The organism is Pedobacter sp. Leaf41, assembly GCF_001422545.1.
GTDB lineage: Bacteria > Bacteroidota > Bacteroidia > Sphingobacteriales > Sphingobacteriaceae > Pedobacter.
In genome coordinates, this window is sequence record NZ_LMLE01000008.1 from 296386 (window position 1) to 319876 (window position 23491).

General features: G+C 37.2%; 18 protein-coding genes. 10 read left to right on the forward strand and 8 right to left on the reverse strand.

Features of this window, described 5'->3' with window-relative positions; all coding sequences use genetic code 11:
• The first annotated feature begins 4 nt into the window (after positions 1-4).
• Genes ASE92_RS13690 through ASE92_RS13710 form a run of 5 tightly spaced genes read left to right on the forward strand, consistent with a single transcriptional unit; the run spans position 5 to position 5753 of the window.
• Positions 5-3586: a response regulator gene (locus ASE92_RS13690; RefSeq protein ID WP_056850672.1), complete on the forward strand. Its 3582-nt coding sequence runs from the start codon at positions 5-7 to the stop codon at positions 3584-3586.
• 15 nt (positions 3587-3601) lie between these two features.
• Positions 3602-3973 carry a response regulator gene (locus ASE92_RS13695; protein WP_056850673.1) on the forward strand — a complete coding sequence of 124 codons (372 nt, stop codon included), beginning with the start codon at positions 3602-3604 and terminating at the stop codon, positions 3971-3973.
• Positions 3974-4792, forward strand: a complete 819-nt coding sequence (locus tag ASE92_RS13700) for a protein-glutamate O-methyltransferase CheR (RefSeq protein ID WP_056850674.1) — start codon at positions 3974-3976, stop codon at positions 4790-4792.
• On the forward strand, positions 4777-5361 hold the full coding sequence (locus tag ASE92_RS13705; protein ID WP_056850675.1) for a chemotaxis protein CheB: 585 nt from the start codon (positions 4777-4779) through the stop codon (positions 5359-5361). The genes ASE92_RS13700 and ASE92_RS13705 overlap by 16 nt, the downstream gene beginning before the upstream one ends.
• 26 nt (positions 5362-5387) lie before the next feature.
• Positions 5388-5753, forward strand: a complete 366-nt coding sequence (locus ASE92_RS13710; RefSeq protein WP_056850676.1) for a response regulator — start codon at positions 5388-5390, stop codon at positions 5751-5753.
• Here ASE92_RS13710 and ASE92_RS13715 read toward each other — a convergent pair.
• The 4 genes from ASE92_RS13715 to ASE92_RS13730 form a co-directional block, all read right to left on the reverse strand.
• Positions 5750-6709 carry a DUF3137 domain-containing protein gene (locus ASE92_RS13715; RefSeq protein ID WP_056850677.1) on the reverse strand — a complete coding sequence of 320 codons (960 nt, stop codon included), beginning with the start codon at positions 6707-6709 and terminating at the stop codon, positions 5750-5752. The genes ASE92_RS13710 and ASE92_RS13715 overlap by 4 nt on opposite strands.
• Positions 6709-7263, reverse strand: a complete 555-nt coding sequence (locus ASE92_RS13720) for a LemA family protein (RefSeq protein WP_056850678.1) — start codon at positions 7261-7263, stop codon at positions 6709-6711. The genes ASE92_RS13715 and ASE92_RS13720 overlap by 1 nt, the downstream gene beginning before the upstream one ends.
• Before the next feature lie 58 nt (positions 7264-7321).
• Complete coding sequence (locus ASE92_RS13725; protein WP_056850679.1) at positions 7322-9157, reverse strand: hypothetical protein; 1836 nt, start codon at positions 9155-9157, stop codon at positions 7322-7324.
• Between the two features lie 62 nt (positions 9158-9219).
• Entirely contained in the window at positions 9220-11007 is a 1788-nt protein-coding gene (locus ASE92_RS13730) for a hypothetical protein (RefSeq protein WP_056850680.1), read from the reverse strand.
• 360 nt (positions 11008-11367) lie between these two features.
• On the opposite strand from ASE92_RS13730, the gene ASE92_RS13735 reads away from it, so the two are divergent.
• Both ASE92_RS13735 and ASE92_RS13740 read left to right on the forward strand, forming a co-directional pair.
• Entirely contained in the window at positions 11368-12009 is a 642-nt protein-coding gene (locus tag ASE92_RS13735) for a DUF47 domain-containing protein (protein ID WP_010599217.1), read from the forward strand.
• Between the two features lie 12 nt (positions 12010-12021).
• Entirely contained in the window at positions 12022-13032 is a 1011-nt protein-coding gene (locus ASE92_RS13740; RefSeq protein ID WP_056850681.1) for an inorganic phosphate transporter, read from the forward strand.
• 565 nt (positions 13033-13597) lie between these two features.
• On the opposite strand, the gene ASE92_RS13745 is transcribed toward ASE92_RS13740, so the two are convergent.
• Complete coding sequence (locus ASE92_RS13745; RefSeq protein WP_056850682.1) at positions 13598-14890, reverse strand: carboxypeptidase-like regulatory domain-containing protein; 1293 nt, start codon at positions 14888-14890, stop codon at positions 13598-13600.
• A complete protein-coding gene (locus tag ASE92_RS13750; RefSeq protein WP_056850683.1) occupies positions 14883-15461 on the reverse strand; it encodes an RNA polymerase sigma factor in 579 nt (192 codons plus the stop codon). Before ASE92_RS13750 ends, ASE92_RS13745 begins: the two co-directional genes overlap by 8 nt.
• 547 nt (positions 15462-16008) lie before the next feature.
• On the opposite strand from ASE92_RS13750, the gene ASE92_RS13755 reads away from it, so the two are divergent.
• Together ASE92_RS13755 and ASE92_RS13760 are read left to right on the forward strand one after the other, a co-directional pair.
• Positions 16009-17244 carry a DEAD/DEAH box helicase gene (locus ASE92_RS13755; RefSeq protein WP_056850684.1) on the forward strand — a complete coding sequence of 412 codons (1236 nt, stop codon included), beginning with the start codon at positions 16009-16011 and terminating at the stop codon, positions 17242-17244.
• 65 nt (positions 17245-17309) lie between these two features.
• Positions 17310-18221, forward strand: coding sequence for an AEC family transporter (locus ASE92_RS13760; RefSeq protein ID WP_056850685.1), 912 nt, complete (start codon positions 17310-17312; stop codon positions 18219-18221).
• Positions 18222-18422: 201 nt separating this feature from the next.
• Here ASE92_RS13760 and ASE92_RS13765 read toward each other — a convergent pair whose 3' ends face one another.
• A complete protein-coding gene (locus tag ASE92_RS13765; protein WP_056850686.1) occupies positions 18423-19850 on the reverse strand; it encodes an L-serine ammonia-lyase in 1428 nt (475 codons plus the stop codon).
• Between the two features lie 81 nt (positions 19851-19931).
• On the opposite strand from ASE92_RS13765, the gene ASE92_RS13770 reads away from it, so the two are divergent.
• Complete coding sequence (locus ASE92_RS13770; protein ID WP_056850687.1) at positions 19932-22814, forward strand: hypothetical protein; 2883 nt, start codon at positions 19932-19934, stop codon at positions 22812-22814.
• On the opposite strand, the gene ASE92_RS13775 is transcribed toward ASE92_RS13770, so the two are convergent.
• Positions 22811-23470, reverse strand: coding sequence for an MgtC/SapB family protein (locus ASE92_RS13775; protein WP_056850688.1), 660 nt, complete (start codon positions 23468-23470; stop codon positions 22811-22813). The two genes, ASE92_RS13770 and ASE92_RS13775, sit on opposite strands and share 4 nt — an antisense overlap.
• Positions 23471-23491 lie beyond the last annotated feature (21 nt).

Below are 23491 nucleotides of genomic sequence, written 5' to 3' on the forward strand. Positions count from 1 at the left end.
TAGAATGAAAACTACCCTTAAAAATAATTTACGTTTAGGTCTTGGCTTGTCGCTTATTATTCTTTTTATCAGTTCTTTAGCTTCGTATGTGAGCATTAGCAACCTGATAAAAAGTACGGAGTTGGTGAAGCATAGTGATCAGGTAATATTGGATGCTGAAAACATTATTTCATACTTAAAAGATGCTGAAACCGGGCAAAGAGGATATTTACTTACCGGAAACAAGATTTTTTTAACACCTTATTATGGTGCCAGTGATTCTGCTGCAGCGATACTGAAAAAGGTAGAGAGTGCAACCGAAGATAACCCTGTACAGCAAAAAAACGTTGCCGGACTTCGCAATATTTTAACTAAAAGAATGGGGATTATTAAATCTACCATTGAAATTAAAGGGCTTGGTGGAGCGGTAGACGCTACAGTTTTGTTTCAAGGAAAGGTTTACATGGATGAGGCACGGGAAACTGTGAACGCCATGGTTAAAGAAGAACGCAGGTTACTAGAGGAACGCACTGTAGAGCTGAACAAACTCACTTCTTACACGCCTATTTTAATTTTGATAGCAGCCGCTTTGGCCATTTTAATCACCTTATTTTTTTATAGAAAAGTGTCAGTTGATTTTGATGAGCGAGTGAAGTTGCAAGAGGAAATCGAAAGCAAAAAATACGAGATGGAGAAGCGAATTGCAGCTATCAAAGAAATTGCATCTCAAATATCAAATGGCAATTATGGCGTTAAGCTTGATAGCCAAAGTCAGGATGATATCGGAGAACTCTCCGAATCGCTCAATACGATGTCTTCATCGCTGAAAAAATCGTTCGATACATTGGCAGAAAACGAATGGCTGCAAACTGGCGTAGCTAACTTAAATGTTAAAATGGTTGGTGAAAAGGATGTTTTCCATTTGGCTGATGATATTATTGAGTTATTGGCTTCTTATACCAAAAGCCAAATCGGTGCAATTTATTTATTTAAAGATGATGGTTATCTTCACTTAAAGGGAAAATACGCTTTAGAAGGGCAAAACCTGGTTGAAGTTTTAGAGCTTGGACAAGGGTTGATCGGACAAGCTGTAAAATCGGGCAAAAGCATTTTGCTGGAAGATGTACCCCAAACTGAATTAACCATTACACACGCCACAGGAAATATTAAACCAGCCCAATTGTTGGTGTTGCCTATTGTTAGAAATGGAATTTCAATAGGTGGATTGGAGTTGGGTACCATTACGGCATTTAGTCATTTGCAACTGCAATTTCTAAATTCAGTACTTTCTGATATTGGTACTGCATTGTTGGGTGCTCAAAACAGGCAAAAGCTACAACAATTATTAGAAGAAACACAGGCTCAATCTGAAGAGTTACAAGTTCAGCATGGAGAGTTGGAAGGTATGAATGCTGAATTGGAAGCACAGGCACAGAAGCTTCAGGCATCAGAAGAAGAACTTAGGGTACAGCAAGAAGAATTGCTTCAAAGCAACCAGGAATTAGAAGAACGAAGCAGTTTGCTGGAAGAGAAGAATGAACTGATTGAAGAGAGGAATGCAGAAATTCAGCAAAAGGCCGAGGCTTTAGAACTGAGCACAAGATATAAATCGGAATTTTTGGCAAATATGTCTCATGAGTTGCGTACTCCATTAAATTCCATTCTCTTATTGTCAAGATTAATGGCTGAAAATGATGCCATGGACAAAGAACATCAGGAATATGCTTCTGTAATCCAAAGCTCAGGACAAGGTTTATTGAGTTTGATAGATGAGATTTTAGATCTTTCAAAAATCGAGGCCGGAAAAATGGAGCTTGACCGTTCAAATGTGAAGATTGAGGAAATTGCACAGAACATGCAATCACTCTTTAATCCACTAGCAAAAGATAAAGCTTTAGAACTGTTTATTGAAAGGGCTAGCAATCTACCCGAATTTTTCAATACCGATAAAATGCGTTTGGAGCAGATTTTAAAGAATTTATTATCAAACGCCATCAAGTTTACCTCAATAGGTTCGGTTAAATTTAATATCGAAAAAGATGAACATTTAAACGCGCTGATTTTTAAGGTTAAAGATACCGGTGTGGGCATAGCGCCCGAAAAGCAGGGCATGGTGTTCGAAGCCTTTCAGCAAGCCGATGGTTCTACCCGACGTAAGTTTGGTGGCACGGGTTTGGGTTTATCTATTAGTCGTGAACTGGCCAAGCTTTTGGGTGGTTACATTGAATTGAAAAGTAAAGAAAATGAAGGAAGTGAGTTCATTTTGGTTTTACCTATTGATAAGAATAAGGGTTTTGAAGATTTAAAAGATCCGTGGAAAAAACCTGTTACCGTTTTGCCAGAAGTACCGAAAATTCAGCATTTAACGGTAACTAATATTCCACAGGAAATTGACGATGATCGTGATAATATTACGCCAGACGATAAGGTGATTTTAATTGTGGAAGATGATACGCCATTTGCTAAAACCCTGCTTGATTTTACACGGAAGCGAAATTATAAAGGATTAGTGGCCGTACGCGGCGATGTTGGAATTGAAATGGCAAAAGCGTATAAGCCGCAAGCTATTTTATTGGATATTCAATTGCCTGTTAAAGATGGCTGGCAAGTGATGGAAGAGCTAAAATCCGACCCAACAACGAGACCTATTCCAGTGCATATTATGTCATCACTGCAGGTTAAAAAAGAAAGTTTATTAAAAGGCGCTGTCGATTTTATTAACAAGCCTTTCGCTTTTGAGCACATGCAGGAAATATTTTCCAAGTTGGAGCATGCACTAAGCAGACATCCAAAGAAAGTATTAATTGTGGAGGAAAATGAACAGCATGCCAAAGCATTGAGCTACTTTTTAAGCAATTTTAGTATTCAAACGGAAATTGTTAACCAGGTGAGTGAAGGTGTTTCTGCCTTGCACAAATCAGATGTAAACTGCGTAATTTTAGATATGGGTATCCCTGATAAACATGCCTATGATACACTGGAAGTGGTAAAGAAAACACCTGGATTGGAAAATTTACCCATCATCATTTTTACGGGTAAAAACTTATCCAAGGGTGAAGAAAATCGGATCAAGCAATATGCCGATTCGATTGTGGTGAAAACGGCACATTCTTACCAGAGAATTTTAGATGAAGCAGGATTATTTTTGCATTTGGTGGAAGAAAAAAGCCGCGAAAAAACTAAAACACCAAAAGCATTTACCGAACTTCAGGATGTACTGAAAGACAAAACGGTGTTGGTTGCCGATGATGATGTGAGGAACATTTTCTCTTTAACAAAAGTATTGGAGCAACATCAAATGAAGGTTTTGGCGGCGATAGATGGTAAGGAAGCCTTAAAGTTGCTTGAGGAAAACCCCAAAGTAGATGTTGTTTTAATGGATATGATGATGCCCGAGTTAGACGGTTACGAAACTACAACGGCCATTCGGCAAGATATAAAATACCGTAATCTGCCAATTTTAGCGGTTACAGCAAAAGCCATGATGGGCGATAGAGAAAAATGTATAGCTGCAGGTGCTTCAGATTATATAAGCAAACCTGTAGATATGGATCAGTTGGTATCTCTTTTACGAGTTTGGTTATACGAAAATCATCACAAAGCTTAAACCTTTTTAATAAATATGCCTCAGAAATTAATTCTCATTATTGATGATGATAATAGAAACATTTTCGCTTTAAAAGCTGTTTTAAAGGCCAAAGGTTTCGATTGTTTGTCTGCCACAAGCGCCCAGGAAGGTTTTTCCATTATGGAAGAAAATAAAAATGTCGCTGTGGTATTAATGGACATGATGATGCCAGAAATGGATGGTTATCAGGCCATATCTGTGATCAAAAAATCAGAGAAAATGCAAAATATACCGGTTTTAGCGGTTACCGCACAAGCAATGGTAGGCGACAAAGAGCGGTGCCTGGCTGCCGGTGCAGCTGGCTACGTATCTAAACCTATAAACGTAGACGAATTATTAACTCAAATAGAAAAAGTAACACAATAAGTGATCAGCGAGGCGATAGATAATGAACAAATTGATGCATTGTTAAGCGATGTATTGGAAGTTCATGGCTACGATTTTTTGGAGTATTCTCATGCATCCATCAAGCGGAGAATAACCAGGTTGTATACCCTTGATAATTTTGTAAGCTTCGCCGAGTTTAGGTATGCCGTTAAAAGTGATAAGCAATATTTCAAACGGTTTCTAGAGGAAATTACAGTAAACGTGACTGAAATGTTCCGTGATCCTGGCTTTTACAGATCGCTGAGACATGATGTTTTACCTGTTTTAGGCACGTATCCGTTCATTAGAATCTGGGTAGCGGGCTGTTCCACAGGCGAAGAAGCCTATTCACTGGCAATTCTGCTGAAAGAATTAAATTTGTTGCAGAAATCGTTGATCTATGCTACCGATATCAATCCCTCAGTTTTGGAAAAGGCCAAGAAAGGAATGTTTCCTTTGAATTATTTGAAGGGTTATTCGGAGAATTATGTAGCCTCTGATGGCACTAAGGATTTTTCTTCGTACTATACCGCAAATTATTCTTTGGCAAAGTTTGATGAATCTTTAAGCAGTAAAATGATTTTTAGTACACATAACTTGGTTTCTGATCATTCGTTTAATGAATTTCAGTTTATTTTATGTAGAAACGTACTCATTTATTTTGATAAAGAATTGCAGCATAAAGTGTTTCAACTTTTTGATAACAGTTTAGAAAAGCTAGGATATTTGGCTTTGGGCAGTAAAGAAAGTTTAGATTTTTGGCCCAAGGCAAAAGAGTATAAACGCGTTAAATTAGAAAAAATATGGCGCAAACTATAGCAGACAAAAAGTGCAGTGCTTTGGTTATTGGTGGATCTGCAGGCAGTTTGGATGTGTTACTGGAAATTTTTCCTGATTTAAAAAGTAATTTGAGTTTTCCTATTATTTTGGTCACACACCGAAAATCAGGGAACGATTCACTGCTAACTGATTTATTGAAAAGCAGAACCCATTTGATTGTAAATGAGGCGGAAGAAAAACAGCCAATTTTGCGAGGAAACGTGTACATTACGCCTGGCGATTACCATCTGCTAATCGAAGAAGAAATTACTATTTCTTTAGATTACTCAGAAAAAGTGAACTATTCACGACCATCGATTGACGTTACTTTTCAATCGGCAGCTGAAGTTTTCAAAGATGAACTGGTATGCATTTTACTGTCAGGATCAAACGCAGATGGGGTAGAAGGATTAAAGATAGTAGAAAAATGGGGTGGAAGAGTGATTATCCAAAATCCGGATACCGCTATAATGCCGTATATGCCACAGCAAGCCTTAAATGAGATAAAAACAGCTCTTGTTTTGAATAGTTTTGAGATGGCTGCGTTTATAAACAAACTAAATAATTAAAATTAACTGCCTTTAGGAGATAACTTATGGCTGATGCAAAAAAAGTGTTCGTGTTTGATGATAACAGAGATATTTTAGATCTTTGTACTTTCATTTTGGAAGATGCGGGCTATGAAATTAAAACTTCCGAAACGGCAAATGATATTGAAAGCCAAGTGGCCTCCTACATGCCAGATATTATTTTTATGGATAATTGGCTACCCGATTTGGGGGGCATACAGGCAACAAAGGCCATCAAAAATAATCCTGATTTGAAACACATTCCTGTGATTTATTTTTCGGCAAATAACGATATATCAGCCTTGGCTGATGAAGCTGGTGCAGATAGCTATCTATCCAAGCCTTTTGATATCGAAGCTTTAGAAGGGATTGTAAAAAAACATTTGAGTTAATTTCTTCCCCAAATTCTCGTATTCAAATCGAGCTCTTTTACAATATCATACATGAATTTGATCGTATAGATATCGTCATTTAATAGATCTGGATTAAGTAGAGATTTAAAGATGGGCGCCTCAAAATAGTTTCGATCCAAGGGAAAACCGATGTACATTCTAGATTGAATAAACGACAGCGAGATGGAGTATTTGGAGTTGCTATTTAGTTTTAAAATGCGTTCCATCATCGCTGGTGTTAATAAATAACGAGATTCAACCTGATCTGTGCCATACGTAATAAATGCCTTATCAAAGTCTACGTTTTCGAGTTTGATCACATCCTGATCACTAAAAGAAAATAAATTTGTAGAAAACCAGGCGCCGATTGCGCTACCAAAATCTTTAGGCCGAACAATGGTTGAGCCATTAAAATTTTTGTTAAAATCGGCTACAAAGATAATTCCTTTAAATATATCATGCCATTCTGTTTTTGTCCCGTTTTTGGTTTGTGTAACGGTTTTATATTCAGCATGCACTTCCGCAAAGTAAAAGGCAGTTTTTTCTGCTTTTCCACTTACTAAATCTTCAGTTTTGTATCGATCGGGTTCAGTTGTAAAAAGCTGAGAATGGATAAACTCATGTGCTACAATTCCATTTTGTGGAGCAATAATCAGGCTCGAATCTAGAAACCGAAGTGCTTCACCAATTACATCACGTTTATAAGCATGTTTGTAAGCCTGTAATTCGTCATTAATTTTAAAAAGCACAATTCCACCGTAAATGATGGGAGCCAAACCCGCTATTATCGATGGCATAGGAAAGCCTAAAACCGAACCGATTATGCCTAATAAAATACCGCCTCCAATAAAGTAATAGCCTTTTTTTTGGGTGGAAGCAATTTTTTTGCGCTCCACTTCCATGGTAGCCAAAATGTTTTGAAGGGCTACATTTCCTGCTAAACTAGAAAATTGCATTAATTGTTAAATAGATCTTTTGCGCTGATATTTTTTCGTTCTTCCACGGCAGTTTCAAGCACTGGAACGGGATGAAAGTTCAGCATTCCGGCAAATAAACTTCCTGGAAACATCATTATAGAATTGTTGTAATCGGTAACAGCAGCATTATAAGATCTTCTGGCAGCCGCAATTTGTTCTTCACTTTCCGTCCAGGTACTTTGAAGATTTATAAAATTGGTATTGGCCTTCAGATCAGGATAATTTTCTACATTAACCATCAATCCCTTAACGCTTGTGCTCAGCTGACTGTCAATTTGTGCCTTTTCCGCATCGCTGATATTACCGGCAGCAGCCCGGGTTCTAAGTTCTACAATTTTCGAAAGGGTTTCCGACTCGTAATTGGTGTATTGCTTTACCACTTCCACTAAGTTGGGAATTAGGTCGAACCGTTTTTTGAGCATTACATCGATTGCAGAAAAAGCATTAGAAACCTGATTCTTTTTACCAATTAGCGAATTGTAAAAGAAAATGCCGATAATGATTAAGATAACGAGAATAATTGCGATAATCATGATTTAGTTTTTTGGTTTAGATATTTAAAGATATAAAAACGTTCGGCATTTTTTCTATTTAGCGCCAGTCGTTTTTAAGGGCTTCCTTTTCCCTTTGTTGTCTTCGTTGTAACCTTTTTTGTTTTCTAATGCGATGATTTTCTCGCATCTCATTAAAATTTTTGATGTGTTTCTTAATTTCCTGTTGCTTTTCTTCAGTAATTCCAACGCTGTTTTTAATGCCTAAAAAAAGGCTTTTCCAAATCAGGTTAAAAAATGAAGTGTTTTCTACTCTTTCATAATTTACTTTCGCTGAGGTGAATTTTCCATTCCTATCCGGGTTTTCTGAGTTAATAACCAACGCATTGGCTAAAATAGAAAGCAACCCACGGGTAACTAAATGATCTTTTGAAGGATCGTTTTTCATTAGCGCTACTGATAAATCATAATAATAGAAATTAACATTGCCCTTTGCGCCATCATTATTCGCTTTGAAATTAAAGTTAAGCTTATCCACAATTCCTCTGTTGATGCGCACAAGTCCTAAAGGTTTTGTAATCTGGTTTAAAACTCTGGCATTAAAGGTCTGTAGTTGCCCTTTACATGTAAATGCCCCGTTTTTGGCAATCAGATCGAAGTTGAAATCCAAATCAAGTTCTCCCTGGCCAAGTAGATAAGTTTTTAGCTTCACCTCCATGTTCGGGTTTATCGCTTTTATTCTATCGAGATTAGTCACATTTTTAAAAGTACCCGCTGTTTTCTCGAAAGAAATTTTACCCCGCTGCTGGCTCTCTGCATTATAAATGGCATAACTTACATCAACATCTTTTAAGTTGATTTTTTGAACAAGTACGGGGACGCCCATTGATTGCAACAGTTGATGAGGAAACCTTCCTACTCGTTTTTGAACGCTATCTGCTGGGTTCTGGTTGATGCAAATGCTATTATCGTTAAAAACGGAAACAAAACCATTTGCTATATTCATTTCCTTGGCTCTGAATTCTTGTTTACTGATGTATACCGGTAAGTCGATTCCTTTGATTGAAATATTGCTCATTTCTACATGAAACCGATCTTTAGAATAACCCGCAACTTTCCCAAACTTCATTTCATCATGAAGCGGTTTAACCTCAAATTTATTTATCCTTAAACTTCCAGTCGATGCTTTAAAATCAAGTTGATTCAGTTTGATATGATACATCTGATCAGGAGTGGGATAGGTATAATCTTTCAGGTTGATGATTACATCCTTAAGCAGGTAAAAGCGATCGGGATCTTCCGCGGAGGTTGAATCGACCAACAAATCTTTAAGCGTAATATTCAAATCATCAATAATAAAAGGTACTGAATTTGGGATATTCTTATTGACATATTTAAAGCTTGCATCTCTGAAGAGAATGTTATCTATACGGAACTCCTTTAAGTTTTGCGAAATCATTGCATAAGGAGATTTTATAGGTCTGGGTGGCCGGTTCTCATTAAATTCAAATTGACGGTTCATCATACTAACCTCGGGTTTGTCGAAAATCACCTCTTCGAGTTGAAGTTTCTGATGCCTGTAAAGCGTAATAGGATGAAAATGTTTAACCTGAAGTTTTTTGAGGGTAACAGTGTAAAGATTGTTTGGCGCTCTTTTTAAAATGATCAGTTGGTTGAAACGGTTGGTATCAGGCGTAATTTTTACATTATAAAGGGTAGCGCTACCAGTTAAAATATTGGTGGTAACTTTAGAAAAACTAATGTTATAAAGGCTATCGGTCGATTTATATAAAAGCGTTTTGATGCGGCTGGAAAGCAGCGGTTGCGATTTTACATTTAAAAACCAGGCTAATCCTGCAAGTAGGATAAGGATAATCAGTAGTATTGCGGCAATCCATTTTAAAAGCTTATATCTGTTTGATTTTGTATCAGGCATTTAACGAAGGGACTTGTTTTCATAGCAATATACATTTATAATCGTATTGTAAAAAATGTTGCCTAATTTTTCTCCCTTCTGGCTTTCCGTGCTTCTTTTCTATCTGCCCTTTTCTGTTCTCTTATTTTTTTTGCGATTACTTTTTGCTGTTGAACAGGATTTTTCTCAGGCACAATACCTACACCAACAATATCTTTTATTCCCACAAATAGGTTTTTCCACATCAAATTGAAGAACGATCCCGAATTGATTCTCGTTGTACTCATGTTAGCGGTTCGTGCAGGGTCGCCCTTACTTGGGTTCTCATCTTTAACTAGAATGGTATTGGCGAGAAACGACAACAATCCTTTTTCTTTTGTGCCTTCGCCGTCAATATTATCAGAAAGTAACTTAACTTTTAAATTGTTATACAACATGGTCATCGAGCCGGAGGCGGCTCGTAGGTTTCCATTTGCTTTAAATGTTATATTTTGGATATTTCCGCTTTCCACCTCAATTAAACCTAAGTTTTTTGATAATGAATTGAGATTTTTCAAATCGAATTTCCCCAGGCTACCACTATAGCTGAACGCACCATCATTAGCCGTAAGATTAAAATCAATTTTTACATTCAATTTTCCTGTGCCCATTAACATGGTATTCAAATCGGCAATTGCATGATTTTTTTTAACCAAACGTAAACTATCATTGGTAATGTTGTATATATTTCCTTTCAACGATTTAAATTCAACTGAACCAGTTTTTTTACTTGCAGGGTTAAACTCTGAATACCTAACATTTACATCTCTTAGCTTTACCGTGTCGATAATAATTGGAATGTTTAACCGCTTCAAAGCCAGGTGCGGATAGTTTTTTCCTTTATCAAGGCCTGGGGGAGGGGGCGATTCTCTGCTCATGAATACGGCAACATTGGCGGGTCCGATTTTAATGGAATTTGCTTCGATTTTTTGATCAGTATTCAGTTTTATAAAGTCTATTCCGTTAAATTCTATGTTGCTAAAACTTAAGTCATACCGATCCTTCTGGACCTTGTATTTTCTTGAAAATTCCAGTTCAGGATAAAGTGGTTTCAATGTAAGGCCTTTAATACTGAGTTTTTTTGATGAATAGGAGCCACTAATCGTATCGATTTTCACGGTGTACATTCTATCTTTCGTATTGGATTTATAGCCGGCAACCTGAAAAGAAATATCTTTTGTATAATAAAATCTGGAAGTGTCTTTTCCGGATAATGAATCTAAAAGAAAATCTTTTACCGTAACATCAAGGTGTTTAACGCTGTTTTTCGTTTTAATAGAAGTGCTCTTGTTAATATAATCGAAATCTGCATCTATGATTTTAATAGATTTTATAGCTGCAGATTTAAAGTTCTTTGAAATCTGGTCGTATAGGGATTTTTGAACCTTACTGGTATCTATTTTTTTAGGAACCTTATTAAAAGTTACTTTGATGGATGGACGATCGAGCATTATTTCGTTAATGTTCAATCGTTTTTTGAAATATGCAGTCAGAATGCTCACCCTTGTGATTTGAAGTTTTTTAAGCTTTATTTCGAAAGTATGGGCTGGGGCTAATCTTTGTTGCTTTAAAGAATCGAAAACCGAAGAGTCTGCCTTGAGGGTTACATCGCGAAGTGCTAAACTCCCCGTAATTACGTTTAAATTAATACTTTTGAAATCTATCTTATAAAGATGACTAGATCCATTATAAACCCCTTCCTTAATTTTTTCGGTTAAAATTGGCTTCCAGCGGGCACTAATAAACATTGCCCCAAAGGCTAAAATGAGGATTAATCCACCAGCAATACTACCTATCCAAATCCAAAGGTTGTTCCTGTTTTGAGCTGTCATTTTTTTGGTTTATCGCTATAGAACAGTTGATTCGTAGAAAGGTTTGTTTTGCTGCGTTTTGCGATTGTACAAACCCTAGTTAATAAACCCGATTGACGCGTAAATACTTTTTAATTGCATTGATTTGGTGTTCCCATTGGCTTTCACTATTAAAAAGATTGTAGCATAAAGCGGGGCAGGTGTTACCAAAGATTCACACCCATTGCTTTACTAAATGATAACGAGCAGCGTTTCGGCTAACATCATCACTTCTAATTGTTTAGAATAGGGCTTCAATAAGAAACAATTCGTTAATATAATTAGTGAATTAACATTAACTTAACATTGAGCTTGTAGCTTTGCAACATATTAGAAATTAACATGAACAATATTTTTAAGTTCTTTACACCTCAAGACAGAAAATTTCATCCTCTTTTTGAGCAAGCTGGTAGCAACGCATTAAAAATTGCTGAAGCATTATTAGAGATGGTTAGCACTGCTGATGCTGAAAGCAGAAAAACAATTTTTAAGGAAATTGAACGCTTAGAGCATGTAGGAGACGATATTACGCATTCGATTTTTCTTGAATTGAGCAGGAACTTCATTACACCGTTTGATAGGGAAGATATTCACCAATTGGCCACAGCTGTTGATGACGTTGCCGATTATATTTATGGTACAGCCAACCGCATGCAAATGTATAACATGAATACGATTAGCGAACCAATTGTTAAAATTGCAGAACTTTTAGTAGAAATGTGTACTGATATTGATAAAGCAATTAAAGAGTTACGCAGTTTCAAAAACATACGTGTAATTGCTGATGCTTGTATCCGTATTAATAGCGGCGAAAACCAGGCAGATTATGTATTTACATTGGCGGTTGCCCGTTTATTTGAATACGAAACCAATGCAATTGAATTAATTAAACAAAAAGAGGTTTTACAAACGATAGAAAAAGCGACAGATAAGTGTGAGGATGTAGCAAATGTGCTTGAAACTATCTTAGTTAAAAACGCTTAATAATAAACAAACATGGTAACTACCTTATTGGTTGTTGTTGTAATTCTGGCTATTGCTTTCGATTACATTAACGGTTTTCACGATGCCGCTAATTCGATTGCAACAGTTGTTTCTACAAAAGTTCTTACGCCTTTTCAGGCGGTTTTATGGGCTGCGCTTTTTAATTTCGCAGCTTACTTTTATTTTACCGATCATAAGGTTGCCAACACGGTAGCTAAAACGGTAATTGAAAATTATATTACATTAGAGGTAATTCTGGCTGGTTTAGTAGCTGCCATTATTTGGAATTTGCTAACCTGGTGGTACGGTATCCCTTCGAGTTCATCGCATACTTTAATCGGTGGTTTCGCTGGTGCAGGTATGACGCATGCCTTGCTTATCGGCGCTAGTCCGATGGATGCAGTGAACATGGGCTATGTAATTAAAATTGTATCCTTTATTGTTTTGGCTCCAATAATTGGTTTGGTCATTTCAGTAGTACTAACCTTGATTATCATTAATATTTGTCGCTACGCTAAGCCTTCAACAGCTGAAAAGTGGTTTAAGCGTTTGCAGTTATTATCATCTGCCGCTTTAAGTTTCTTTCATGGTGGTAACGATGCGCAAAAGGTAATGGGTATTATTGCGACGGCATTAATCGCTGCTAAAGTGATTCCTGATTTTGATTCTATGCCAGCTTGGGTTCCAATTGCTTGTTATTCGGCCATTTCATTGGGAACTATGAGCGGTGGTTGGAAGATTGTTAAAACAATGGGATCAAAAATCACCAAAGTAACAGCATTAGAAGGTGTTGCTGCTGAAGGTGCAGGTGCCATTACCTTGGGTATTACTGAGCACTTTGGTATCCCGGTTTCTACAACGCATACTATTACAGGTTCAATTGTAGGTGTGGGTGTTGTAAAAAGCGTTTCTGCAGTTCGTTGGGGTGTAACCATTAACCTGATTTGGGCTTGGGTTTTAACCATTCCGGTTTCAGCAACCTTGGCCGCCCTTATTTACGGAGCGATTTATTATTTCAAATAGAATATTAAAGAGATGTTTTGAAAAGACTAAAGCACTTGCTTTGGTCTTTTTTGTTTGATAGGCTTTTGGAGAGAGTTTGTTATCTAAGAAGATATGGGAGGCTTTATATAAGTATCTTACTTGTGAATTAGCTATGAAACATATAGGGATATAGAACATATAGTATTTAGGGTTTTCTAAATTTTCTTTGTGTCTATATGGCTAAAATAATTAGGAATTGCGGTGAACAATATAGGAATATAGCCCATATAGCTTTTATGGTTTCCTGTATTTTCGCTATGTCTATATGGTTAAAATAATCGCGATTTGCTGTGAGCCATATAGGGATATAGACCATATAGTATTTATGGTTTTCTATATTTTCTCTACGTCTATATGGTTGAATAATTGGGAGTTGCTGTGAACCATATAGGGATATGGACCATATAGTATTTATGGGTTTCTATATTTTCTCTATCTCTATATGGTTGAATAATCGGGAGTTACTACGGGCTATATAGGAATAGGACACATAGCTTTTATGGTCTTCTCTAAATTACTTGAGTGAATAAAACTCAATACCATACTAAAACCTTACACTCATTTCTACCATATCGTTACCGTTTTTAGGTAAAACCCAGTCTGGTCCGGTTTGAATGAGGCGCTTTGCCTCGGCATCGGCTTTAGGGTTTAACGACTTAATAACTTTAACATTTGTCGGGCGACCGTTTTTCTTAACCTTAAAACTTACAATAACAAATTGTTCAGGACCTTTTACGTTGTATAGTTTGTTATTGGTTTCTAAATATTGGCTATAGTTAATTATCGATACAGGAACAGGTTTCGTGATTTCCGTTAATGTCTTGCCGTCGAGATTTTGCTCTGCTTTCAACATAATTTTTGGCGCAGCAATATTCTCCTTTTTACGACCGTTTGAGCCCATTATGGCAGCAATTTCATTAATTGATTTATCGCCCGTCATCGCGTTCCTAATCGCATTCGGGTCGTTCACATTGGTAATTGGCCGTTCTCTAAAACCAACAGCATTAATAATCAAATCTTTGTCTTTTGGAACACTGTCTGCTGGTAGGGCAAAATAACCTTTAGCATCGGTAGCTGTTACGTTATTCGATCCGGCAAGCTTAACCACAGCACCCTCAACGGGTTTGCCATTACTTTGGTCGATTACGTTGCCACTAAAAACAACATGGTTGGCACCCACATTTGGTGCCGCTGCAATGGCCACTTCGCTAGCAGCATAAGCCTGTTTAGCTTTGCTCAGCGCAGGTGCAACCTCTGTTTTTTCTCTAGCTGAAGCCATTACCGCTTTTTTCTGCTCAGCTATTAATGCTGGCTCGTGCTTAGCAAGATTTGGCGTTTTTTTAGTGTTTTTTGCTAAATCGCCTGTCTTAGCATCTACGATTGCTTTATCAATTAAGGCTGATGTTGTATTGGCATTAATGGTATCTTTTTTAACTGGTTTTGTATTGGCAAGTGAAGTTGTAGTATCTAAATTAACGATAACGCCTTTTTCTTTCCTGGCAGCAATTTCTGCATTTTTACGGCTGGTTTCCCGCATAAAAAACAAAATGCTAACGGCAATAAAAGCTACCGTAGCTGTTGCTGCAATACTTAAACGATGGGTGGTTATGCCCCACATTTTACGTTTAGCGGGCTTCTCCGAAATCCGGTCGTACAGTTGTTTTTGTAAAATAGATAGCGTTTGCTTGCGCTTTGGCGATTGTTTCAAGCCTTCCAAAGCTTCGGCTACGAAAGGATCTTCCAATGCCTGGCGCTCTACAAAGTGCATCGCTTTAGCATCAAGTTTACCATCAAGGTAATCTTCCAAAACATCAATATCTAACCAATCGTTATTCACTACTATTTTTTTCTATACAAATCTTTAAATTCCGCTTACCATTTTGGATGTAGCTTTTCACCTTCAACATGTCGTACCCTGTTATATCAGATACCTCCTTATAACATTTTTCTTGTAAGTAAAATAAATCTACGCTTTTCCGCTGTTCTTCGGGCAGGGTTTCCATGCACTTTTCCATTATGGTAAGCTGCGTTTCTTTTGTGTCGTCAATATCCAGATGCACAAATTCGCTGTTTTCCACAAAAGTATCATCAATAGATACATTATTTTGCTTCGAAGATTTCCTCAATGCCATTAAACAATGGTTTCGGGTGAGTACGTGAAGCCAGCTTTTAAAATTCTGTACTTCATGAATTTTAAGCTTCTTAACCAGCTCTTCGAAAATCTGCATCACGGCATCTTTGCTTAGCTCTTCATCTTTAAAATAGTTGAGGCAAACCCCGAAAACCAGGTGCATATATTTATTGTATAGCGTACCCAACGCATCTAAATCGCCAGTACTTTTATACTCAGCAATTAAATCTGCATCATCTTTCTGGTTAATACCAGCTATGTTTTTTATAAACTTCAAAAAATGGGTAGCTATTTAAATATCTTTCAAGTATAAAAAATATTTTTCAGTAAGGGCGCCAATAAGGTAAAATGCTTTTCAGTTTATAGTTCATCATCTTTTTTTGAAGCGCAAAGACAGAACTAATATTAAAGTTTGTTCCCGTTTTCCGCTTTTACGCCTGCCTGTGGTAGGCAGGCTTCGCTTCGTCATGCTTCCTTCGCTGCAGGGTAACCGCTTCAACCGGGGCTATTAATAAAAATTCTGTGCTTTTTTTTAGGTTTTCAGACCATAGTGTAGCATTAGCGGTTAACCTTTTATGTATTAACCTGTGTATTTAAACCCCTTCTTGCGGCTGGCAGGCGACGAAGCGACAGCTCCGAGCTTTTTGGCAGGGGCTATAGCAGAGGGCGGGACTGCTGTAACCAAGAGCTTCAAAACGTTCATTTTCAAATCAATTAAAGGATGAAAAAACAGACAACCTAATTTTTAAAAGTTCAAGCGGTATTGGCGTTTGCTATTCGTTTTAATTTGAGGTACTTTTGCTAAAATACATAAACACAACAGATTGAATTTTAACGACTTTAACTTTAACCCCGATTTACACGAAGGCCTAATGGCTATGGGGTATAAAAGCGCTACTCCAATACAACAACAAGCAATTCCGGTAATTTTGGCCGATCATGATCTGATTGCATGTGCGCAAACGGGTACTGGAAAAACGGCCAGTTACCTTTTACCGGTAATGGATAAAATTGCTCGCGCTAAAGACAGGCACAATAACACCCTCATTTTAGCGCCAACAAGAGAGCTTGCTCAACAAATAGATTTGCAGGTAGAAGCTTTGGCTTACTTTACCAACATCAGTTCGCTGGCGGTTTATGGTGGTGGCGATGGAATTGCCTATGAACAACAAAAGCGCTCAATGCGTGAAGGAGTGGATATAATTATTGCCACACCAGGCAGGTTAATGGCACACTTGTCATCAGGTTTGTTGAAACTGGAACATTTGCAGCATTTAATTTTAGATGAGGCTGATAGAATGCTTGATATGGGTTTTTATGATGATATTATGCGCATTGTAAGTTACTTGCCGAAGAAAAGACAAACGCTTCTTTTTTCGGCAACCATGGCGCCGAAAATTAGGAAAATGGCAGGCAGCATCTTAAATGATCCTCAGCAGATTACCATTTCTATTGCTAAACCAGCCGAAGGCATCGATCAGCAAGCTTATAACATTCACGATCAGCAGAAGCAGGCTTTGTTAACCGATCTTTTTAAAGACGGCACTTACAAAAGCAGCATTATTTTCGCTTCAACCAAAGAGAAGGTTAAAGCTTTATACAAAGCATTTAAAGGCTTGGGCATTAAGGCAGCCGCTTTTCACTCTGATTTGACGCAAACAGAACGGGAGGATATTTTGCTCGCTTTCAAAAACAGAAGGCTTCCAATTTTAATTGGTACCGATGTTTTATCTCGTGGTATTGATGTAGAAGGAATTGACTTGGTAATCAATTACGATGTTCCTGGCGATCCGGCCGATTACGTTCACCGAATTGGAAGAACTGCTCGTGCAGCTACAAAAGGTACAGCGATAACTTTAGTGAACGGTAGAGATAAGCGCAAATTTGACAATATTGAAAAACTGATTGAAAAAGAAGTTCCACGTATGCCTTTACCGGAACACATTTCAACAATGGAGATTACGCACGTGGAAGAAAAGCGCCCACAGCACCCAAGAAATAATGGGAAGAAAAAGGTTTGGCATAAGAAAAAGCCGAAGCCCAGTAATCCTGCAACATAAATATCAAGAACGCCATTTAGACAAAACTATTTGGCGTTTTCTTTTATCTTATATTTGCGCTAATCATGGCAAATTTCATTCTAATCGGCTTATGTATTGTTGCAGGTATTCTTTTCAGGAAAAGTAAATCACTCCCTAAAGATGCACATAAAGGCATTAATGCATGGATTATCTATATTGCATTGCCGGCAGTTTCTTTCAAGTACCTTCCGCACATCGTGTGGACAAAAGATCTGCTATTTCCGGCTTTAGCGCCTATATGTGTCTGGCTTATTGGATGGGTATTTATTACCTTTTACGCAAAAATTACGCATGTAAGTCGGGCAACTTCTGGTGGCTTAAAATTGGTGAGTTCGTTAAGTAATACTTCATTTATTGGCTTTCCGTTAATTATTGCCTACTTCAGCGAAAAGGAATTGGCTATTGCCATTATTTGTGATCAGATTACCTTCACTTTGTTATCAACCATTGGGATCATTGTTGCCATTCGTTCTTCTCAACAACAGAAACTAAGTGCAAAACTGGTGCTCAAAAAAGTGCTCACGTTTCCGCCATTGATCGGTTGCGTATTGGCATTAATATTACCCCACTATTTAGACTTATCATCATTGGATATTCTATTCGATAAACTAGCTGGAACTGTTGGTCCGCTGGCATTATTTTCCATTGGCCTTCAGCTGAAATTTGGTGGTTGGTTTAGCGAAATTAAACACGTCAGCTTTGCATTGTTCTATAAGTTGATATTGGCACCGCTTGTAGTTTTCGTTATTGCTTTGCTATTGGGAATGAGCGGGATGATAGCGAAAATAACCATCTTCGAAATGGCCATGCCAACCTTACTAACTGCCGGCGTGGTGGCAGATCAATATAATCTAAATCCCAAAGTTTCTAATTTGGTGGTGGGTATCGGGATATTGCTGTCGTTTATTACCACTGGTATTTGGTGGCTAGTGCTTCACTATTCGGGCTTAGTTTAGGTAATTGCAAACAAGCAAGGTTTTTTTATCATATAAGGTATGTAAGAAAATATAAGTGGATGCAGAGGTTTTGGCCCCAAAGGCACAAAAGATCGCGAAGACTTAAATCACAAGATTATATTGCTGTACTTTATAACCCTCTCTTCAAGGAGAGGGAAAGCAGAAAATAACCCAACCCACGACCGTTCATAGGGTGAGGTTTTAACACTCGGGCAAACTAATAGGAATATTGGTCGCGAGGCCACCATCTGATGTTTCTTTGTATTTGGCGTTCATATCCAGTGCAGTTTCCCACATGGTATTTACCACGGCATCTAAACTTACTTTTGCCTTATCAGGATTACTTTGTAGCGCCAGCTGACTTGCTGTTATGGCCTTAATGGCACCCATTGTATTTCTTTCGATGCAAGGAATTTGAACCAATCCACCGATTGGGTCGCAGGTTAAGCCCAAATGATGTTCCATCGCAATTTCTGCGGCCATTAAAACCTGCCTTTGCGAACCACCTAAACATTCTGTAAGTGCTGCTGCTGCCATTGCCGATGAAACCCCAATTTCTGCCTGACAACCACCCATCGCTGCGGAAATGGTAGCACCTTTCTTGAAAATGCTTCCTATTTCAGATGCGCAGGCAATGAATTGAATGATTTTCTCTTCCGAGTAACCATCGCAAAAAGTTATAAAATATTGTAAAACTGCTGGAATAACGCCAGCTGCACCATTTGTTGGTGCAGTTACTACTCGTCCGAATGATGCGTTTTCCTCGTTTACCGCCAAAGCAAAGCAACTTACCCAATCTAAAATATAGTTGAAACCGTTACCGCCTTTTTTGATGGCATCTAGCCAGGAGTGATAGCCGGTATATTCGGCTTTGCCGATTAATCGTTTGTTCAATGGGAATGCTCTTCGGGCAACATCCAATCCGCCAGGTAAAAAACCTGTAGTGTGGCAGCCACGATAAATACAATCTTTCATTACCGCAAAGTGCTGAAGAATGCCAGCTTTGGTGGCCGCTTCTGGTCGCCAGGCCAGTTCATTTTCCATCACGATTTCGCTCACTTTTAATCCTGTTGATAAACACCAGTGCAAAAGTTCTTTCGCTTTTTCTACAGGAAAGGGTAAATCGACCTGAGGTTTCTGGCTATTGTCTTCGCCTTCTTTTACTACAAACCCCCCACCAATGGAATAATAGGTTTCGGAAAAAGCTTTGCCATTTTTTAAAAAAGCCTGGAAGGTAACCGCGTTGGGGTGAAAGGGGAGGCTTTCTGCAAAGAGGAACAATAGATCATTGTTGTAATCAAAATCAATTATGGCTTGGCCAGCAAGATTAAGTTTTTTTTCTTTCTGGATAGTTTCAAAGGTTGGCGTAACGGCATCAACATCAAATGTTACGGGATCTGCACCCGTTAAGCCTAGCAAAATGGCTACATCAGTTCCGTGGCCTTTGCCTGTTTTAGCAAGAGAGCCATAAAGTAATATCTTTACCATTTCTACATCAGAAAGTAAACCTTGTTGGGTTAGCGATGCTGTAAACTGTTGGGCAGCTCTCCACGGACCAAGTGTATGCGAACTCGATGGGCCAATGCCTATTTTAAAAATATCGAAAACTGAAATCTGTTCCTTAATCATGAAGATAGTTAGTTATACAAAGCTATGATTTGTTTAGAGATATTATAAAGAAAACTATATTTACAAATAATAGACTTATACATGAAAAGAACGCTTCTCTTATTTTTATTTCTCAGTTCTGTAGAACTACTTCATGCACAATTTTTCAAATTTCCATATTCAACTCGAGACCTTTTCGCAGATGAAGTGTCGATTTTACAATATAATAATATGCAAAGCCCAACTGTGGGGCTTAAGTTGTCTGTAAATGATATAAAGGAACTGGATAAGTATGAGCAAAAATTATCCTCCATCAATTATTTGGAGTTCGAGTTTAATAATGAAGATGAGTTAAAAGCATTATTACAAACCGCCACTAGATTTTCAAATTTAGAAACAATTCAATTTAATGGCTATCCTCCGTATGCCGAAAAAAGTACGGTTCCAGCCTTTAAGCTTCCGGATGAAATCTTGAAACTGAACAAAATTAATTCAATACGTTTTTATGGGAATAGCAAACTTAAACTTAATGAAGCTCTATCCACTTTAGCCAAGCTACCTCAATTAAAGCAATTGATTTTAATCTATGTGCCGCTTCATGAAGTACCAAAGGAGTTGATATACTTAGATAATCTGGAACTGCTACAGATTGGAGGACAATTAGAAACCTTGCCAAAATGGTTTTCACAAATGAAATCACTTAAATCTTTAAGGTTACAATCATATAAAATGGATTACAATAAAGCTTTCAAGATTCTTTCATCATTACCAAATTTGAACCAACTTTGGATAGACGACCTTCAAATTATAGGTAGACTAACAACCCCTTTAAAAAACAAACAGCTTGCCGAGCTACAGTTAACTAGTGGAAAAGTAGAAAATGAACAAGACTTTTTTGATGCGATATCAGCGAGTAAAAACCTTAAACACCTCGCATTGTTCAACGTTAAATTAACTGCCATTTCTCCAAATATTAGCAAACTAAAAAGCTTAGAGCATTTAAAAATAAGTGGTCAAAGTAAAATTGTACTATCTAAAGAAGTCGGAAATTTAAGTCGGCTCCTTTCTTTAGATATTGAAAGTAAAGTTGAAGAAATTCCAACAACCATTGGTAAGCTGAAAAGATTAACCAATTTATACTTGAATTACAATTCCTTAAGTTTTCTACCAGACGAAATTGGAGAACTGAAAAACCTAAAGTATTTAGAGCTAAGCGCAAACAGATTCAAAAAATTAAACCCAAATATTGGAAAATGCCTTTCATTAATCGAACTCAAAATCAGTGCTAATCCAATTGAATGTTTGCCTTCCACATTAGGTAATTTAACGAATTTAAAAGTTTTGGAAGCGCAACATTGCAATTTAAATGATGTATTTGCAAATATTGAGAACTTAAAAAAATTAACTACGCTAGACTTTAATGACAATTTTATTATACAGTTACCAAATGCGATTACCGATTTAAAAAACCTAAAATCATTAAACTTTTCCTACAACCAATTGAATGAATTACCCAAAAATATTGGAGATCTTACTTTATTACAGGACCTACAATTAAACTATAATAATATCAAACGGATTCCAACGAGTATTGCCAATATGCAATCCCTAAAAAAAATAGGTTTAAGCTCTAATGATCTAAATAGTATACCAGATCAAATTGGTTTGCTAGACTCTCTTCAAGAGCTATATCTTAATAGCGCAGATATAGCTGAAAAAAGCCATGACAATGGCCGAGGAATTTATAGAAAAGACGATCCCAACCCTAAGCGTAATATCACAAGAAACAACATAACATCCTTTCCTGATAATTTGAACGGGTGGAAAGCAATCAAACTGCTGAATCTAAACAACAATACCGAAATCAACACAATACAATTAATGAAAGCTATATTTTCTATACCATCAAAAGCTTATACACTTGAATTAGAAAATTGTGGCATAGGGGAGTTGCCCAAAAGTGGTTGGCAAAATTTCTTTGTAAAATCACTTGATCTTCGAGATAATAAGATTGCAGAAATTCCTCATGAAATTGTAAAAGCACCCTATTTGTCAGAGATTAACTTGAACAGAAATAAGCTTAAAACTTCTCCAAACAATCTAAATCAATATACTGCCAATCGGTTTGAAAAGGCTTTGTGGTTTGTTGATTTAGGAATGATTACCAAAGATGATTTGCCAAAAACAGATTCGATGGTTTTGGCATTATTAAGCAAAGGCGACAATCACTACTACCGTAAGGAATTTAAAGCGGCTGTTGAGTTAACGAATGCAGCAATTGCTATAAATGATAGCTTAGCCATGAGCAGAATATTTTTAGGAAATGTTGGAGAGTCTAATTATCAGGTTGGAAATTATAAAACAGCAATAGACTATTTAATTAAAGCAATCAAACAAGATACCTCAGGAGGTATTCGAATAATGAATTTTGTCATCCCTGATTTTGAATTTAGAGCGAAAAGCTATCTTAAAATTGGAGATACGCTAAATGCCATAAAAGATTATCAAACTTTAGCAAAAAATTTTAGTGACAGCTGGGGTGATGTAGGCATACTTTACAAAAACATTGGAAAGCAAAAAGATGCTGATAGTGCATTTGAGAGCGGTATTAAGAAATATAAAGAACAGATTGATCACTTCAGGAAAACCAAACAACCTACTGAGATGCATCAGTTGAGTTTATTGGAGCTAATGGTAATTAAGGAAGATTTTAGTAGGGCAATAACTTATGCCATTGAACTTGAAAGAGAATTTAAATCCATTCAACACAAAACTTTGCTACGTTATTTAAAAGCTTCAGCAGAAATTGGCAATAATACATATAACCTAAAAAGCAAATATGAATTGCTGGATTTTATCAGAGAAAATAAAAAATCAATTTCAGGTTGGGGCTACGATTTGTTTTTTAAATGGTTAAGTGTCACTAAAATTTCAAAAGAAAAGGCAAAGTTAATAAGAGAAATTACTGATCATATAAAACCCTAAAAATCGAATTCAATAATATCTTTATCCTTTAACATTTGCTCTACAAATTTCCGATGGTTTTGCGGCGTGCCGGTGGCTGTCCAGTTCCCAGTGATGATATTATTTGCTAACTGATGTTTTCCACGCTGGGGCTTAAGTTTATTTTCTCTAAAAGCTTCCTCATAACTTTCTAAATCACCCTGGGTATGTTGCTTTTTAACGATGCGATAAATTCTTTTCGTAAAACGACGATCGCCAATTTCTTCTACAAACGGAAAAATAATTAAAGCCAACAGTACAACACCTGTTACGCCAATGGCCTGTTCATAATACCCGCCACCAATGGCCATACCAATGGCGGCTACAATCCAGATAATACAAGCGGTAGTTAATCCTTTAACTCTGTTTTCTTCCTTAAAAATTACGCCAGCACCTAGAAAACCAATACCGGTAACAATATTAGAGGCAATTCTGTCCTGACTTGTTGGTCCGATTTTAACGGATAATATGGTGAATAGCGTGGCACCTAAGCCAATCATCATCATGGTTTTTAAACCTGCAGATTTACTTCTGTATTCGCGTTCTGCACCAATTAAGCCACATAACAAAGTGGCTAATAAAAATTTATTAACCTCACTTTGCGTGATGAAATGGCTATTGTCTAAAATCTCGTTCATCGCTTTGAATTAACAAAGCCA

Coding starts and splice junctions, on each gene's coding strand:
- ASE92_RS13690 (WP_056850672.1), top strand. CDS start 5: ATGAAAACTACCCTTAAAAATAATTTACGTTTAGGTCTTGGCTTGTCG.
- ASE92_RS13695 (WP_056850673.1), top strand. CDS start 3,602: ATGCCTCAGAAATTAATTCTCATTATTGATGATGATAATAGAAACATT.
- ASE92_RS13705 (WP_056850675.1), top strand. CDS start 4,777: ATGGCGCAAACTATAGCAGACAAAAAGTGCAGTGCTTTGGTTATTGGT.
- ASE92_RS13710 (WP_056850676.1), top strand. CDS start 5,388: ATGGCTGATGCAAAAAAAGTGTTCGTGTTTGATGATAACAGAGATATT.
- ASE92_RS13715 (WP_056850677.1), bottom strand. CDS start 6,709: ATGCAATTTTCTAGTTTAGCAGGAAATGTAGCCCTTCAAAACATTTTG.
- ASE92_RS13720 (WP_056850678.1), bottom strand. CDS start 7,263: ATGATTATCGCAATTATTCTCGTTATCTTAATCATTATCGGCATTTTC.
- ASE92_RS13725 (WP_056850679.1), bottom strand. CDS start 9,157: ATGCCTGATACAAAATCAAACAGATATAAGCTTTTAAAATGGATTGCC.
- ASE92_RS13730 (WP_056850680.1), bottom strand. CDS start 11,007: ATGACAGCTCAAAACAGGAACAACCTTTGGATTTGGATAGGTAGTATT.
- ASE92_RS13735 (WP_010599217.1), top strand. CDS start 11,368: ATGAACAATATTTTTAAGTTCTTTACACCTCAAGACAGAAAATTTCAT.
- ASE92_RS13740 (WP_056850681.1), top strand. CDS start 12,022: ATGGTAACTACCTTATTGGTTGTTGTTGTAATTCTGGCTATTGCTTTC.
- ASE92_RS13760 (WP_056850685.1), top strand. CDS start 17,310: ATGGCAAATTTCATTCTAATCGGCTTATGTATTGTTGCAGGTATTCTT.
- ASE92_RS13765 (WP_056850686.1), bottom strand. CDS start 19,850: ATGATTAAGGAACAGATTTCAGTTTTCGATATTTTTAAAATAGGCATT.
- ASE92_RS13770 (WP_056850687.1), top strand. CDS start 19,932: ATGAAAAGAACGCTTCTCTTATTTTTATTTCTCAGTTCTGTAGAACTA.
- ASE92_RS13775 (WP_056850688.1), bottom strand. CDS start 23,470: ATGAACGAGATTTTAGACAATAGCCATTTCATCACGCAAAGTGAGGTT.